At 39.1% G+C, this 15201-nt stretch carries 14 protein-coding genes; all 14 read right to left on the bottom strand.

Going from position 1 to position 15201, the window contains the following annotated elements:
- The coding region (locus Q7P05_RS05220) for a nicotinate-nucleotide--dimethylbenzimidazole phosphoribosyltransferase (RefSeq protein ID WP_303930907.1) at positions 1–648 on the bottom strand (648 nt) is incomplete at its 3' end.
- Positions 645–1682, bottom strand: a complete 1038-nt coding sequence (locus Q7P05_RS05215; protein WP_303930905.1) for a nicotinate-nucleotide--dimethylbenzimidazole phosphoribosyltransferase — start codon at positions 1680–1682, stop codon at positions 645–647. The genes Q7P05_RS05215 and Q7P05_RS05220, both read right to left, overlap by 4 nt.
- 230 nt (positions 1683–1912) lie before the next feature.
- Complete coding sequence (locus Q7P05_RS05210; protein WP_227721023.1) at positions 1913–2800, bottom strand: prephenate dehydrogenase/arogenate dehydrogenase family protein; 888 nt, start codon at positions 2798–2800, stop codon at positions 1913–1915.
- A 101-nt stretch (positions 2801–2901) separates the two neighbouring features.
- Complete coding sequence (locus tag Q7P05_RS05205) at positions 2902–4248, bottom strand: MATE family efflux transporter (RefSeq protein ID WP_303930903.1); 1347 nt, start codon at positions 4246–4248, stop codon at positions 2902–2904.
- A 72-nt stretch (positions 4249–4320) separates the two neighbouring features.
- Positions 4321–5040, bottom strand: coding sequence for a LemA family protein (locus Q7P05_RS05200; RefSeq protein WP_303930901.1), 720 nt, complete (start codon positions 5038–5040; stop codon positions 4321–4323).
- Entirely contained in the window at positions 5033–6883 is a 1851-nt protein-coding gene (locus Q7P05_RS05195) for an MAG1210 family protein (RefSeq protein ID WP_303930899.1), read from the bottom strand. The genes Q7P05_RS05200 and Q7P05_RS05195 overlap by 8 nt, the downstream gene beginning before the upstream one ends.
- A 341-nt stretch (positions 6884–7224) precedes the next feature.
- Positions 7225–8097, bottom strand: a complete 873-nt coding sequence (locus Q7P05_RS05190) for a 2-oxoacid:ferredoxin oxidoreductase subunit beta (protein WP_295804974.1) — start codon at positions 8095–8097, stop codon at positions 7225–7227.
- 1 nt (position 8098) lies between these two features.
- Positions 8099–9850 (bottom strand): 2-oxoacid:acceptor oxidoreductase subunit alpha, encoded by a 1752-nt coding sequence (locus tag Q7P05_RS05185; RefSeq protein ID WP_303930897.1) that lies wholly within the window; start codon positions 9848–9850, stop codon positions 8099–8101.
- Positions 9851–10120: 270 nt separating this feature from the next.
- Positions 10121–10906, bottom strand: coding sequence for a tRNA pseudouridine(38-40) synthase TruA (gene truA / locus Q7P05_RS05180; RefSeq protein ID WP_303930896.1), 786 nt, complete (start codon positions 10904–10906; stop codon positions 10121–10123).
- Positions 10903–11706, bottom strand: a complete 804-nt coding sequence (locus Q7P05_RS05175) for an energy-coupling factor transporter transmembrane protein EcfT (protein WP_105089701.1) — start codon at positions 11704–11706, stop codon at positions 10903–10905. The genes truA and Q7P05_RS05175 overlap by 4 nt, the downstream gene beginning before the upstream one ends.
- Positions 11696–12556 carry an energy-coupling factor transporter ATPase gene (locus Q7P05_RS05170; protein WP_105089702.1) on the bottom strand — a complete coding sequence of 287 codons (861 nt, stop codon included), beginning with the start codon at positions 12554–12556 and terminating at the stop codon, positions 11696–11698. Before Q7P05_RS05170 ends, Q7P05_RS05175 begins: the two co-directional genes overlap by 11 nt.
- A complete protein-coding gene (locus tag Q7P05_RS05165) occupies positions 12556–13503 on the bottom strand; it encodes an energy-coupling factor transporter ATPase (protein ID WP_303930892.1) in 948 nt (315 codons plus the stop codon). The genes Q7P05_RS05170 and Q7P05_RS05165 overlap by 1 nt, the downstream gene beginning before the upstream one ends.
- Positions 13504–13785: 282 nt before the next feature.
- Entirely contained in the window at positions 13786–14121 is a 336-nt protein-coding gene (rplQ, locus tag Q7P05_RS05160) for a 50S ribosomal protein L17 (protein WP_004695155.1), read from the bottom strand.
- A 12-nt stretch (positions 14122–14133) separates the two neighbouring features.
- Positions 14134–15138, bottom strand: a complete 1005-nt coding sequence (locus Q7P05_RS05155; RefSeq protein WP_303930891.1) for a DNA-directed RNA polymerase subunit alpha — start codon at positions 15136–15138, stop codon at positions 14134–14136.
- Between the last annotated feature and the right edge of the window lie 63 nt (positions 15139–15201).

Here is a 15201-nt window from a genome sequence, read left to right as displayed (position 1 = left end):
ACGATCTACAAAGGAATGAATATGAGCAGCTCGTTGCTCAATGGTAGGTCCACATTCAGTATGAACGAGAATATCGTCATAGGCGCAACCTGTAATAGTTGCTGTCGTTACTAGAGAATCCAAGAAAGCTCGTTCACCAATATTACCAATAGCAACTACTTGCAAGCCAGCCTTATGTAATTTGTCAGCATAGGTAAAGCCAAGTTCAAGGGATTCTTCTAACTCATCACGAGAAATAACAGGTTCTACACCAAAGAAGTGGGAACCCTTACGGATAACCTTTTGGTCAATATTCGTCAAATCTGTTGTATCTTGTTCAAGGCCTATATTTACTACATGCACAGGTGCTTGTAACTTAGATGCCGCACCTTGTGTAGCCGTTCTACCATCATTGAAACGCTTAATAGCTGCGTAGCTTTCACGACCATGCTGGCTATTTTGTGGACCATCCACCAAGTGATCCGCCGCCACCACAAGTACACCATATCGCAAATGATTTGGTTGAGGATCTGCAAGAATACCGGCAAAACGCTCTGCAATTAGTTCTAATGTAGCAAGGCTATAAATAGGCTTTGTTAAATTGTCGATACGTAATCGACATGCTTCCATGGATGGCGCATGTAACGGTTCGATTATAAAAGTTCTCATGCCTTACCTCCTGTAACAGCCAAATACATATGAACGGCAAGATCTAGCATGCCCATTTGAATGGAGCCACCAGATGCCTCACCGAGGCAAAGTCCTAAGTCAACATAGGCTTCAAGGCCTAGATTTTCTAAGGACGATTTAGCCGCTTTTTCAGCAGATAAATGAGATGCCATCACATAGTCCATCGCCTGTGGCACCAAGGTCTTAGCAACTAGTGCACAAGCAGATGTATTAAAGCCATCAATAATAACTAATGCATTATTCGCTGCAGCACCTAGAATAACACCTACGATACAGGAGAATTCAAATCCGCCCACGGAGGATAAAATTCCGATGGCATCGTCTTTCGGTATATTCTTATATTTTTCTAATACATCATGCACAATGCGTTGCTTTAATTTTAGACGTTCATCAGAAATGTTAGTACCCCTGCCTGTCGCTTCCTCTGCAGTGAGTCCAGCAAACTTAGCAGTCATAAGCGCACTCGCTGTAGTATTGGAAATACCCATTTCCCCTACTAAGAAGATATTAAAGCCTTCGTCGATTTTTTCTTTTACAAGACGAATACCTGTTTCAATACCTTCAATAGCTTGCTCACGAGTCATGGCAGGTTCTTCCACAAAGTTCTTTGTACCCATACCAAGTTTATGAATACGTAATCCTGGTACCCAGCTCATATCTGCATCAATGCCCATGTCGATGACTTCCATTTGAGCACCGCAGTAATTAGCTAAGGAATTAGCGCCAGCCCCTTTAGGAATTAGGTAATTTTGTGTCATCCCTACGGTTGTTTCCTTTGGATACGCACTGACACCCATATCGGCCACGCCATGATCTGCAGAAGCAATAATCATACAAGGCTTTGGTACCGTTAACTGCTCTTGATTCGTAGCCGCCCCATATTGAGCCACTACATTTACAAGTCGTCCATATTGCTCTACAGGTGAACTTGCATTCCAACTATCAATTATATGTTGTTCAATTTCATGACTGCGCCCAGTAATAGCGTCACAAGTTTCTTGTAACAAACTCATAATATCTCCCTTAACTAAATCATATGTTAAATGTATATTCTTCTAGAACTCTAGTATACACATTATACTGCATAAATCATGTTGCTTTAGCTACATAAATATGCATAAGTATTAAATGAATGTTAACTAATCATTGTTAGTATCCATGATTACTAACCAATATGTAGCCTTAACTAACCGATATATCCTTAATTAACCAATATATGGCCCTAGCTAATCGTTAATTATCATTAGCTATTTTTAATTTGTCCTGTTAAATATGGCAATTTACCACGGATTTCTCTGCCCCGTTCAAGATAGGATTCTAAGGCTTGACCTTCGTCTTCTTGTGAAAGTATCTCTTTTACACGTTGAATTTCGGATTCGATCTGTGAAAGGCCTTCAATTACATTGTGTCTATTACCGTAGATGATTTCACGCCACATAGATGGTAAACCACCGGCAACACGTGTGCAATCACGGAAGCCACCGGCCGATAATTTCATGCGCAACTCGCCTAACTCATCGCCACCGGAAACTTGCGTTAAAATGGATGCCAACAAATGTGGCATATGGCTAACCATAGCTAAATATGCATCGTGAGCATAGATATCTACAAATTCAATACGGGATCCTACAGCACGACCCATTTCAGCTAACTCTTGAGCAACCTCTTCACTATATACATCAGAGGCCTTATCCTCAAGGACAATCCAGCCCATCCCTTTAAATAGGTTTTTATGAGATACTTCATAACCGCCCTTTTCAGAGCCGGCCATAGGATGAACAGACACAAAAATAGTACCTTTAGGAATGGAACTGTATACAGCTCGTACAAAATTTTCCTTTGCACTAGACACATCTGTCACCACTTGTCCTGGTCTAAAAAGGTGTGCCGTTTCTGTAAATAATCTTGCATTTGTATCTGGAGGTAGTGAAAATACGACAATATCCGAATTCTCAATCAATGGTTCTACCTCAGTCCAGGCAGCTTTTACCACACCATCTTGAATGGCTGCATCACAAACCTCTTGGCGACGCGCATAGCCCACTACTTCATAATCGGTATAGGCCTTTAAAGCCTTCGCCAACGAACCACCTAATAGACCTAAGCCAATAATGCCTACTGTCTTACTCATATAAACCTACTTTCACAAATAATTAGCCTTACACTCTCTAATGTAAGGCTAACTATATCTACAAACTACTAAAAGTATATTGAAATCGTGTAAATATAAGACTATGCCTCTATGAGGCGTCTATTTTTCCACTTCCCACTATACCAGCGATATACAAATAATAAACCTCGTAAAATTTCATCTACCGCCATGGCAATCCAAATGCCTACGAGCCCCCATTCCCAGTAAATTCCAAATAGATAGGACAATGGTACAGCACATAACCACATGCCAAAAATGCCTACGAGCATCGGTGTTCTAATATCCCCTGCTGCTTGTAAGCAGCCAACCATAACAATATTAACGGCACGACCTAACTCAAGAAAAATCTCAATCAGTAATACATTATGTGATAACGATAGGATTTCTGGATCCGTAGTAAATATGGATAGTACAATATCACTGGTAATATAAAAGAACGTAGCCAGTCCTACACTAATGGCAATGGCTAACAACATAGAATGCCATACGCGATTTGTCACCTCAGCTTGTCGTTTAGCCCCCATCAGGTAACCCACAATAACTTGAGATGCATTTGCTAATGCTATGGTATATACATAGCAAAGCATGGCAATAACTGATACATACACCTTTGTATTAATAACAGCTAGCCCTAGGATATTGACCATTTTCATAATCGTTGTCTGAGATAGCTGATAGCTTAATGTTTCACCACCAGAGGGAACACTGATATTCAGTAAAGACTTAACAGTATGCCACGGGAATGGTTTTAAAAATTTGAAGCTCACCTCTAAAGTAAGCAACTTCTTAAAGGTATAGCCAATAATTACGAGGCCTACCACCTTAGATAACCAGGTAGAAATTGATACCCCTAGTACACCAAGGCTTGGTATGGGACCGTGACCAAATATTAATACATAGTTAGTTGTGATATGGATAACATTCATAACTAACGCGATATACATAGTAACACGCGTTAATGAATGGCCTCTAAATACGGCAACCAGCGCATAATACATAGCCTGAATCGGTAATCCTGCGGCCACAATGGTCGTATATATCGACGTATCACTCATCGTTTCGGGAGGTATACCTAGCCATGTAAAAATCCATTCATGACAGGTGATAAAGAATACGGCCGCAACAGATGAAAACAAAAAGTTCAACACCAAACTGACCGTACACACCTCAGATAGCTTAGACTGATTCCGAGCTCCTAAATACTGGGCAATCAAAATCGTCGTAGCTGTACTCATAACAATGATGAGCATAATAAAGATATTTAAAATTTGATTGGCATTAGCCACAGCTGCTACCGCTTGAGGAGAGTAATGGCTCATCATTACTTGGTCTATATTACCTACTAACAGCTGTAGGAATACTTCGATAAATATAGGCCAGCTCAATGTCCAGATAGACAAGCTAATCCCTTTTTCATAAGACTTCATAGTATCCCCTTATATACTAATGTCAGATTTTATAGTATGCCCTTTATACACTAACCTCCAATTGCCTATCCCTTAAAAGAAAACGCCTTTAGATTTTTCTTTAGTTTCTTGATCTGCAATAAATGGAATTCTAGTAGTTCTACCTTCTTTGGCCGCTACAATCTTTTTAAATGGGAATTCAAAGATTTCTCTATTCCAAGTATTTACAGCATCATTATACAACGTTCTAGCTGCAGTAATTTCTTTTTGTAAGTAAGAATTTTGTTGCATTGCATCACGAATTGTATCTTGGCTTTGTAATTCTGGATAATTTTCTATAGCTACGTTGAGGGCTCTTGTAGCCTTGTTAAGTTGTGCATTCACATCACTTCTAGATGCTTCAGAAAAATTACCACTTCTATACTTAGCAATGTCTACAAGGATATCCTTATCAACTTCAATAGATTTTTCCACAAGTTTAGCCGCATTAGAAAGAATCACAACACGTTGCTCCATATAGTTATCAATTTCGGATGCAGCATTTTGAATTCTTTGTTCCATCATATTAAACTCTGAGCTAATTTGTTTTAATCGCCACCATGGATAAATCAATACAATGGCGCCAATAATAGATACTAGATACTTGTCTATAACTATGCCTAAAACGATACCGATAACACCAACTGCCATAAGGATCGTTGGAAGAAGTTTTTCAAAGCCACTAGTTTCTACAGGGATTACCTTCGCAATAACATTTACATCTCTGCCTTCAGACATAATTTCTGGATTCATTTCGTCGAGTTGATTAGCCATTTTTAGTACCTCCACATTGTTCATAAATAGTATGTAATAAATCGCCTAGAGACTGATTTTGTCGATATAGTTTACCGGCCATAAAGTGATCATACGCAAAGGATCTATCTCTATTCTCTTCAGATTTTTGATAATGATCTAAGCCTTTAATATGGTTGAAATCAGCTCCTGCAGATGGTATATCCGTAACCTCTATAAATTCTTGTTTTGTCACAGGAACATACTCATCCCAGCGAACTGGTACATAATAGGTTCTACCATTACCCGCTCGCACAGGCACTTCATCTATGTGTTCAATCGTTCTATACGAATAGGCATCAACCTTAATCACTTCTGAGTCACCTTCATTTTTATGGTGGCTAGTCTTAAGGATTGTTTTTACATTATTACGCTCCGACGCATTAGGGGGAATAAATAAATTGAGTCCCATTTTATTCGCTAGCATTTCCGTAATGTAATCATTATATTTGAAAGCATAAGATTTACCATAAATATAATCATTAGATGCCATCTGTTGATACACAGGAATTGCTAAAATTGGGAGGAATGAGAAATACATGTAATCAAAGTAACTACAGTTGTAATTAATGAACTTCTCTTTAATCTTTTCAAATGAAAAATCATAATATTGAGATGGTGATGTATCAAAATCCCAGTTTTGAGAGTTATCAGCTTTAATCTCATTAATTTTACATTCTTTGTTAAATATAAAATCATCACCATACGGTGAGTTTTCAAAAATATCCTTGTAGTTGCTTTGTGCTAAGGGCGTAAACAATACCCGAAACTCAACTTCATTATTTCGATCTAATGCATTAAATTGAGCATCAAACTCTTCATTGGCTAGAGCTTGGAAATTACCTCCGTCCTCCAATGAATCTTCAGCTTTCTTTCTAAGACTAGCAATGCCTTTTGCTAAGCGACTCTTGGCACCGCCAAAATTAAAGAATCCTTTTTCCGGTGGTTTTCTATGAAATGTTAAGTTAGGTGCCGCATGATTGCCATACACTAAAGATACTCTATTTGCATAATACGGACCAGGTTGTCTTATGACTGCACGTAGTGTTTCGTTCACATCTCTAGTCTTCAAGTTCCCGTTAGAATCTACATACTCCTCTGTATAGGTAACATCTAATGTTCCCTCATAGGTATAGTCGTCCATCCAGTGGATTATGCGCTTAAGAAACACAAAGGGATTTCCTAAGATATCACCAGATGCAATATCTAATGTGGAATGATTTACATCACCTTTTTCCAAGAATCCATAATCTTTAACGAGCTGTTCATATCGTTCAATATTAAAGTTAGAATCCATATGAATAAAAGGAATCGCCTTTTTTATGAGTTCCATAGTCATTTCACTATGAAAGAGATTATTCAAAGGCGCCATCATCTCATAACCTTCTTGGCGCATTTTAGCTAAGGTCGCATCTAGGTCTTTAAGCTTTTCCTCAAGGCTCTTACTATTGGGCTTAATCCAATATAGATATAAACCTACACATAGAACTAGAACCGCAATACAAATAATAATAGATACAATATCTACATGATTTTGTGAAAACTGATAGACACCATAAATAATGGCCCCTATACCGATAACAATATCAATCTTTTTAATAATGCCAAATCGTTTATATGATGTATTCGATTGATCTCGATTCTCTGATACAGAGGTGTATTTATCTATCAATACTTTATTAGTATCTATATCTACCTTGGATTGATCGACTAAATCTTGAAAGTATTCCTCGGTAACTTGCTGGAAGGCATCCTTTAACTCTTCCCGGTAATACTTAAGCGGCTCTAGCAATGCTTCATTATATTCATTCGACACGTTACTCATTCCCTCTCCTTAATGAATCGCATAGTAAGTAATACATCTATACGTTTCCATTATGCCTCATATTCTGAAATAACAGCCTCTTATACTTATAAGCTTTCAATTTTTTACTTAATTATAAATATCCTAAATTATAAATTAGTATATCAATTAAGAAAAACTCCGTAAAGTAAGAATACTATTCATAACACAATAAAGTAACCATATTACTTATATCACTATAAAATAACCATACTATTCATGACACGCTAAAGTAATCATACGATTTATAATGTAAAAACCCCTCTTTACTAGACATCCAGTAAAGAGGGGTTCAGATCATAAATGACTCGCTTTAAATAAGATTATTTAAATTGATTGCAAAGGCTATCGAATAGCGCTTGATCTGGTTTTACAACATCTTCAGTTAATGGGCGAGGATGTGGACCACCATTTGCTGCAGCCATAGCTTTTTCGAAGGAAGGTTTAGAATTATCTTGGTAGATAAGACCTGTAACCAAACCATCTGTTTCACCCAAAGTTTTAAGTGCTGTTGCACGATCTGTTGGGTCATAACCTTCTGGCAATGCAACTAGGTGTTCTTTGAACCAGTCATAGCTGTTATGTTTATTGTAAGTAACACATGGGCTGAATACGTTAATGAAGGAGAAACCTTCATGATCCATTGCTTGTTGAATCAAATCAACAAGTTCTGCACGGTTAATCATGTAACCTTGGGCTACGAATGTAGCACCTGCAGCAATTGCAGTTTCACAAACGGACAATGGAGATTCGAATGCCCCACGAGGAGTTGTTTTTGTAACAAAACCGATGTCGGAACGAGGGGATGCTTGACCTTTAGTCAAACCATATACATGGTTATCCATAACGATGTATGTCATGTTTACATTACGTTTGAAAGCATGGATAGTGTGACCCATACCAATAGCGAATGCATCACCATCACCGGAGCAAGCGATAACTTCTAAATCTTGGTTAGCAAGTTTAACGCCTTGTGCGTAAGGAAGCGCACGACCATGAGTTGTATGTGCACCATATGCGTAGAAATAACCACCGATACGGCTAGAGCAACCGATACCGGAAATTACTGCTAATTTTTCTGGTGGAATATTTCTTGCTGCTACAGCATCAGTAATTGCTGCTTGAACCCCATAATGGCCACAGCCAGGACACCAGTTTGGACGAATATCGTTTCTGTAATCTTTAGCTGTTGTCATATTATAGGACCTCCTTAATAGCATTTTTCACATAACTTTTTGTGAATGGATTACCATCGTATTTCAAGCAGCTGGAAATTTTAGATTTCTTATGCATATTGATTTTAAATAAGTTAGTCAATTGGCCTGTTGCATTGTGTTCAACAATAACCACTTTTTTCGCAGCATCCATGAATGGTTGTAATTGTTTTGCTGGGAATGGTTTAATCAAGCGCAATTGTAAGTGGTTAACTTTAACGCCTTCTTGATCGAATTCAGCAACTGCTTCTTCGATAGCGCCACGGCTGGAAGCCATACCTACAACGAGTACATCTGCTTCGTCGTATTTAGCATTATTCAAGAATGGTTCATAGTTATCAGCTACAGTTTCCAATTTGCGGAAACGTTTATCAGTTTGCGCTACGTGCATTGTAGGCGCTTCTGCTGGTTTACCTTCTTCATTATGTTCTAGACCTGTAGAAAGGAATAGACCATTTTTCATGCCAGGAATTGTGCGTGGAGAAATACCATCTTCAGTCAATTCAAAGCGTTTGAAGTAATGAGGTTGTTCCAATTCAGGAAGGTCAGCTTCTTTCATCATTTTACCGCGGTTAATAGGCACACGGTTCAAGTCGAAGGAAGGAACAGATTGTTTATTCAAACCTTGTTGTAAGTCAGGCATGAAGATAACTGGGCATTGGTACATTTCTGCCAAGTTGAATGCTTTTTGAATTTCATAGAAGCATTCTTCGATAGATGTTGGAGAAATTACGATACCAGCGTAATCGCCATGTGCATTGTAGCAAGCCGCATCAATATCGGATTGTTCAACCTTTGTAGCCATACCTGTGGATGGGCCAGAACGTTGAACATCGATAACAACCATTGGCAATTCAGCCATGGAAGCCATGGATAAGGATTCAGCCATCAAGGAAAGACCAGGGCCAGAAGTACATGTGAAGCCACGAACACCTGCGTATACGCCGCCCATAGCTGTCATACATGCTGCGATTTCGTCCTCTGTTTGAACGATTGTAGAACCCAATTTATCCATGTTTTTAATCATATATTCCATTACTTCAGATGCTGGAGTAATAGGATAAGATGCCATGAAACGGGAACCCGCTGCGATAGCACCTAACGCACATGCTTCATTACCTAATAAGAACATTTGATCTTTCTTACCAGGAGCTGGCAATGTATCGATTTCAACATCGCCTAATTTTTCCATTACGAGGCTATGACCATCGTCAAAAGCAGCTAAGTTTTTATCCACGATTTCTTGGGATTTTTTCGCAAATTTAGCAGCAATCGCATCTTTGAACATCTTAGTATCGAAACCAAGAAGTGCAACAGACATACCAAGTGCTACGATGTTACGCATCAACATGGAACCTTGTTTCATTGCCGTTTCAGAGATTGGCAAGGACAAGCAATTAACCTTTGTACCTTCAAATTTAGAGAAGTCAGGATTTACTTTGCTGTCACAAATGATGTAACCGCCATCGCGAACTTCGGAACCATGCATATCAACTGTTTCTTGATCAAGAGAAAGCAAGAAGTCTACGCCTTCACCAATGGACATAACTTGTTCTAATGCAACGCGCAATGCGAATGTAGTATGACCACCTTTGATACGAGATGCAAATAAACGTTGGCTATACAAGGAATAACCTTCTTTAGCGAGGATTGTCGCCATGATTTCGCCACAACTCTCAATACCTTCACCTTGTTGGCCGCCCATTTTCCAGATAAAATCTTTACGTTTTTGCAAGAGATTCACCCTCCTTAGGATAAAAATTACACTGCTGACAAGAGTCTACCTTACTATGTTAATGTTTTATAGTACGAACCTGTCTATATCGTCATTGTATCATGTATATTTTGGGTTTACAATGTATCATTTCACATAATAATAGGTATAAATTAAGGCATTATAACTAAAAATTATAAGAAAAAAGGATACTACATGCTATGTAGTATCCTTTTAGTATTAATAGTTATCGTTTTAAATAAATTATAGGAGAATGTAGTCTATACAAAATTATATAGAATATTTATTCTGTAATACCTCTTGCTGCCGTTCTTCGGTAAAAAAGATTTCCTCTAGACACAATCCTTGAGCTGGTGCCGTTTTACCTATTACACGGCGATCTTTAGCTGCTAAATAGCCCTTAATATCCTCCACCTTGCGTCTTCCCAGTCCTACATCGACGAGCAATCCTGCAATATTGCGAACCATGTGATATAAGAAGCCATCACCTATAACAGAAATGGTAACATGAGGACCATCTGCCTCTACATGAATTCCCATGATTGTTTTTACTGGATCTGCAGGTGTTGAATTCGTACCCTTTAAGGTTGTAAAGTCATGCGTGCCTAATAGTTCATTACCGGCCGCTTGCATAAGCTCAATATTAAGAGGCTTCTTAACGTGCCACTGGTATCGCTTTGTCAGTGGATTGGCAATGAGTTGATTATGGATGGTATATACATACTCTTTACCATATATATTCCATCGCGGCTTCCAATCGAGGGGAATTTCCACCGCCTCAAGAACAACTATATCCTTTGGGATATGTGCAATCATAGCGCGAGGAATATTTTCTGCCGGTATAGATCCAGATGTTTGGAACGTACATACTTGAAACTTCGCATGTACCCCTGCATCGGTTCTAGAAGCACCGTAGATTTGAATTGGTTCATTACAAATCTTTGACAATCCGTATTCTAAACAGCCTTGTACGGTTAAGCCCTTATCGTCAGGTTGCTTTTGATAGCCTGCTAAGTCAGTGCCATCATAAGCGACTATGATACGTATATTTCTCATAGATCAAGCCACCATAAAACGATGAGTACAATGGTAACTAGAATGACAGCTCCTACACCGATATAATCTACATAGGTAACTTGTAGTTCTTTCATACGCGTACGATTCACACCGCCTCTATAACAGCGAGCCTCCATAGCAATCGCTAATTCATCAGCGCGTCTGAAAGCACTAATAAATAATGGTACTAAGAGAGGCACCATGTTTTTAGCACGTTGAATGATGGAGCCTGTTACAAAATCTGCACCACGAGCAGATTGAGCTTTCATAATACGATCTGTCTCATCTAGTAAAGTTGGAATAAAGCGCAATGCAATAGTCATCATCATTGCTAATTCGTGAGCTGGCACACCAATACAACGGAATGGATTAAGCAAATGTTCAATACCATCGGTCAAACGAATTGGTGATGTCGTATAGGTCAATAAGGACGAGAACAAGATTAAAAAGATTAATCGCGCTGCCATTTGTAGACCCATAGCCAAGCCTTGATCTGTAATATTGATGATCCACCATTGGAAGATTGTATTACCTGGTGTTGTAAAGATATGAATGCCCATGGTAAATACGATGATAATCCAAAGTGGTTTAATAGCAGACCACATCAAGCGTAATGGCAATCGTGATAAAAGCATAGCAAAGATTGTAAATGCCCCTACCAAGCCATACGCAAGAGGAGAGTTCGCTAGGAAGATGGCTACCACAAATATTGTAGTAGCAATAATCTTTGCACGAGGATCCATGCGATGCAAGAAGGAGTTTCCTGGGAAGTATTGCCCTATAGTAATGTTATTTAACATGGCTACCTCCTTCTAGAATGGCTTGTACTGCATCATCTACAGATAATACACGATTAGACACATCTAGTCCCTGTTCACGCAAATACTCCATAGTGACAGACACTGGTGGTACGTCTACACCAACCGCCTGTAATTCATCGCGATGATTATTAAAGATATCCATCGGCTCTCCATCGAGAACGATGCGACCTTTATCTAGGACTACAAGGCGAGATGCCATGCGCGAAATATCTTCCATATTATGAGATACAAGGATTACTGTAATACCCTTTTCTTTATGAAGACGAATAATTTCTTCAAAGATTTCTTCACGACCAAATGGATCAAGGCCTGCAGATGGCTCATCAAGAACTAGGAAGTCCGGATTCATAGCCACTACACCGGCAATAGCAACGCGACGCATTTGACCACCAGATAGGTGGAATGGAGAACGCTCTGCATAAGTGTCGTAGTCGAGGCCTACAAATTTCATGGCATCTCGCACGCGTTCATCCACTTCAGCTGCACTAAGACCTAAGTTCTTAGGACCAAAGGCAATATCTTCAGCAATGGTTTCTTCAAATAGTTGATGTTCTGGATATTGGAAGACCATGCCTACCTTATGGCGCATCTTCTTAGCTTCCTCTGTAGAAGCGCTAATATCTACACCATTAACAGTAACGGTTCCGGTAGTAGGATGTAATAAACCATTCAAATGTTGTACAAAGGTAGATTTACCAGACCCGGTATGACCAATGATGCCCAAAAACTCACCGTTTTCAACAGTAAGAGATACACCATGAAGGGCCGTTTTTTCAAATGGAGTGCCTACACCATAGGTATAGGTAATATTATCTAATACAATCGCCATTAGTGTGTGCCCTCCCCTCTTACTACATTTGAATTTTCATTGTTAGGAGAACTCATCTTGTGAGCACTTACGTTATGTTCACTTAGTAATTGATCCGCCAATTTAGAATGTTTTAGTCCTTCTGCTAATTCTTCATTGTTGATGATACTCTTACCTACTTCATAACCTTTTTCATTCAATTTGAAAGCAATTTCGGACGCTACTGGTACATCGAGGCCAAGCCCTTTTAAGGTATCTACATGGCTAAAAATCTCACGAGGGGTGCCATCATGCAACTTCACGCCATTTTTCATTACCACCACACGGTCAGCCGTAACAGCTTCCTCCATAAAGTGTGTAATGTATACGATAGTAATACCTTCCTCTTTATTGAGTTTATGAACTGTTTCAAGTACTTCACGGCGACCTTTAGGGTCGAGCATAGCTGTTGGCTCATCAAGGACGATACAATCTGGTTTCATAGCAAGTACGCCGGCAATGGCAATGCGTTGCTTTTGACCACCAGACAACAAATGAGGACCATGTTCTCTATATTCAGTCATATTTACAGCCTCTAACGCTGCATCGACACGTTTTCTAATTTCTGCACTAGGAATACCTAAGTTTTCAGGGCCAAAGGCAACATCCTCTTCTACGACAGCCGCCACAATTTGGTTATCAGGATTTTGGAATACCATGCCTACATGTTGGCGTATATCCCAAATATGAGCTTCATCACGCGTATCATAGCCACATACATTGATATAACCTTCACTAGGTTGTAATAACACGTTGAAATGCTTAGCTAGTGTACTTTTACCACTACCATTCGTACCGATGATACAAACAAACTCACCGCGCTTAATAGATAAATTTACATCATTTAAGGCATGTACATCATTGCCATTTTCATCGGTATAGATATGACTCATATGATTGACCTCAATCATAATGTCTTTTTCATTCATGGATAACCTCATATCTTTCTAGTCAATTTCGTTTCTATAAACGTAGAACCATTTACAAATCAATCATTCCTATATTGAGCCTACTAGCATCAATATAATATATCCTGTTCATACACTTAGAATGAAATAGTATCTAAGGTATTCTGCAAAAGGTTAACAATAAACATTTAATATTTACGATAACTGCTAACATATTACGATATTATACTAATCGATTGTACCATAAAATTGACAATAAAAAAACGGTGCTGCAACATAAGTTACAACACCGTATGAGTTTGATTAAACTAACTCGATAATAGCCAAAGGTGCAGCGTCACCTTTGCGAAGACCAGTTTTGATTACACGAGTGTAACCACCTTGACGGTCTGCATATTTTGGAGCAATTGTATCAAACAATTTTTTTACTACGCTTTCATCCATGAGGTATGCAAGAACTTGGCGACGTGCATGAAGATCACCACGTTTAGCCAAAGTTACCATTTGATCAGCTAAAGAGCGAAGTTCTTTCGCTTTAGCTTCTGTAGTTTCAATACGCTCATATTGGAAGAAAGATGTTAACATGCTACGGAACAACGCTTTACGAGCGGAGCTGTCGCGGCCTAATTTTCTGTACATTCGTCTTCCTCCTTATTCGCCTTTTTGTTTAAGTTGAAAACCACCTGGATGATTGTTGAGTTTTTCCTCAATTTCATCGATGGATTTTTTGCCTAAATTGCGAACTTTTCCTAAGTCATCAATGGTTTTGTCTAGCAAATCTGCAATTGTATTAATGCCAGCACGTTTCAAGCAGTTATACGCACGAACAGAGAGTTCCAACTCATCGATGGAAATCTTTGCTGGGCCGTCATCTACAGCTGGTTCTTCATTATCGGAACCTACTGGATCAACAACGATACCGCCTTCACCTGTGTTTACATCTACAACATCTGCAGAGTGCGCTAATTTAGTGAAGTTCCCTAAATAACCAATCATAATGGCAGCAGATTTTGCCACTGCATCAGCAGCAGTAATGGAACCATCAGTCCAAACTTCTAATGTAAGTTTGTCAAAGTCCATTTCATTGCCTACACGAACATCACTCACTTCGTATTTGGCACGAAGAATTGGAGAGAAGATGGAATCGATTGGAATACAACCGATTACATCTGTGTCTTTTTTATTCTTCGTAGAAGGAACGTAACCTTTGCCACGTTCAATCACTACGTCCATTACGAAATGAGCTGTCTCATCCATAGTCGCAATCACTAGTTCAGGATTCAATACTTCCACTTCTGGTGGGAATTGCTCAGCTAAGTCAGCAGCTGTCAATACACCATCCTTTTGGAAGTCAAAGTGAACTTCCAATGGTAGTTGTACATCTTCTTCAACTTTGATGCACAATTGCTTTAAGTTAAGGATGATATCCGTAACGTCTTCGCGAATACCAGGAATAGTAGAGAATTCATGAAGAACTCCATCAATTTTGATAGAGGTGATAGCTGCCCCATCCAAGGATGAAAGCAAAATTCTGCGTAAGCTATTACCGAGAGTGATACCATAACCACGGTCTAATGGTTCACATACGAACTTACCATAGCGACCGCCTTCGGCGATGTCCACCTTCTCGATTTTAAGTTTCTTTTCTTCGCTCATCAGGAACACAGTTTACACGGTCATTACCGCTATTCCAACTGAAATTGGTAATAGGAGCGATGG

The sequence above is a fragment of the Veillonella dispar genome (assembly GCF_937975875.1).
Taxonomy (GTDB): Bacteria; Bacillota; Negativicutes; order Veillonellales; family Veillonellaceae; genus Veillonella; species Veillonella dispar_B.
Note: the sequence above shows the minus strand (reverse complement) of the source record. Positions and strands in the feature narration are given on the sequence as shown.

Excerpts from the sequence above, each read along its gene's own strand:
- Q7P05_RS05155 (WP_303930891.1), bottom strand. The coding sequence starts at position 15,138 with ATGAGCGAAGAAAAGAAACTTAAAATCGAGAAGGTGGACATCGCCGAA.
- Q7P05_RS05210 (WP_227721023.1), bottom strand. The coding sequence starts at position 2,800 with ATGAGTAAGACAGTAGGCATTATTGGCTTAGGTCTATTAGGTGGTTCG.
- Q7P05_RS05175 (WP_105089701.1), bottom strand. The coding sequence starts at position 11,706 with ATGTTAAATAACATTACTATAGGGCAATACTTCCCAGGAAACTCCTTC.
- Q7P05_RS05165 (WP_303930892.1), bottom strand. The coding sequence starts at position 13,503 with ATGAATGAAAAAGACATTATGATTGAGGTCAATCATATGAGTCATATC.
- Q7P05_RS05195 (WP_303930899.1), bottom strand. The coding sequence starts at position 6,883 with ATGAGTAACGTGTCGAATGAATATAATGAAGCATTGCTAGAGCCGCTT.
- Q7P05_RS05215 (WP_303930905.1), bottom strand. The coding sequence starts at position 1,682 with ATGAGTTTGTTACAAGAAACTTGTGACGCTATTACTGGGCGCAGTCAT.
- rplQ (WP_004695155.1), bottom strand. The coding sequence starts at position 14,121 with ATGTACAGAAAATTAGGCCGCGACAGCTCCGCTCGTAAAGCGTTGTTC.
- truA (WP_303930896.1), bottom strand. The coding sequence starts at position 10,906 with ATGAGAAATATACGTATCATAGTCGCTTATGATGGCACTGACTTAGCA.
- Q7P05_RS05170 (WP_105089702.1), bottom strand. The coding sequence starts at position 12,556 with ATGGCGATTGTATTAGATAATATTACCTATACCTATGGTGTAGGCACT.
- Q7P05_RS05190 (WP_295804974.1), bottom strand. The coding sequence starts at position 8,097 with ATGACAACAGCTAAAGATTACAGAAACGATATTCGTCCAAACTGGTGT.
- Q7P05_RS05205 (WP_303930903.1), bottom strand. The coding sequence starts at position 4,248 with ATGAAGTCTTATGAAAAAGGGATTAGCTTGTCTATCTGGACATTGAGC.
- Q7P05_RS05200 (WP_303930901.1), bottom strand. The coding sequence starts at position 5,040 with ATGGCTAATCAACTCGACGAAATGAATCCAGAAATTATGTCTGAAGGC.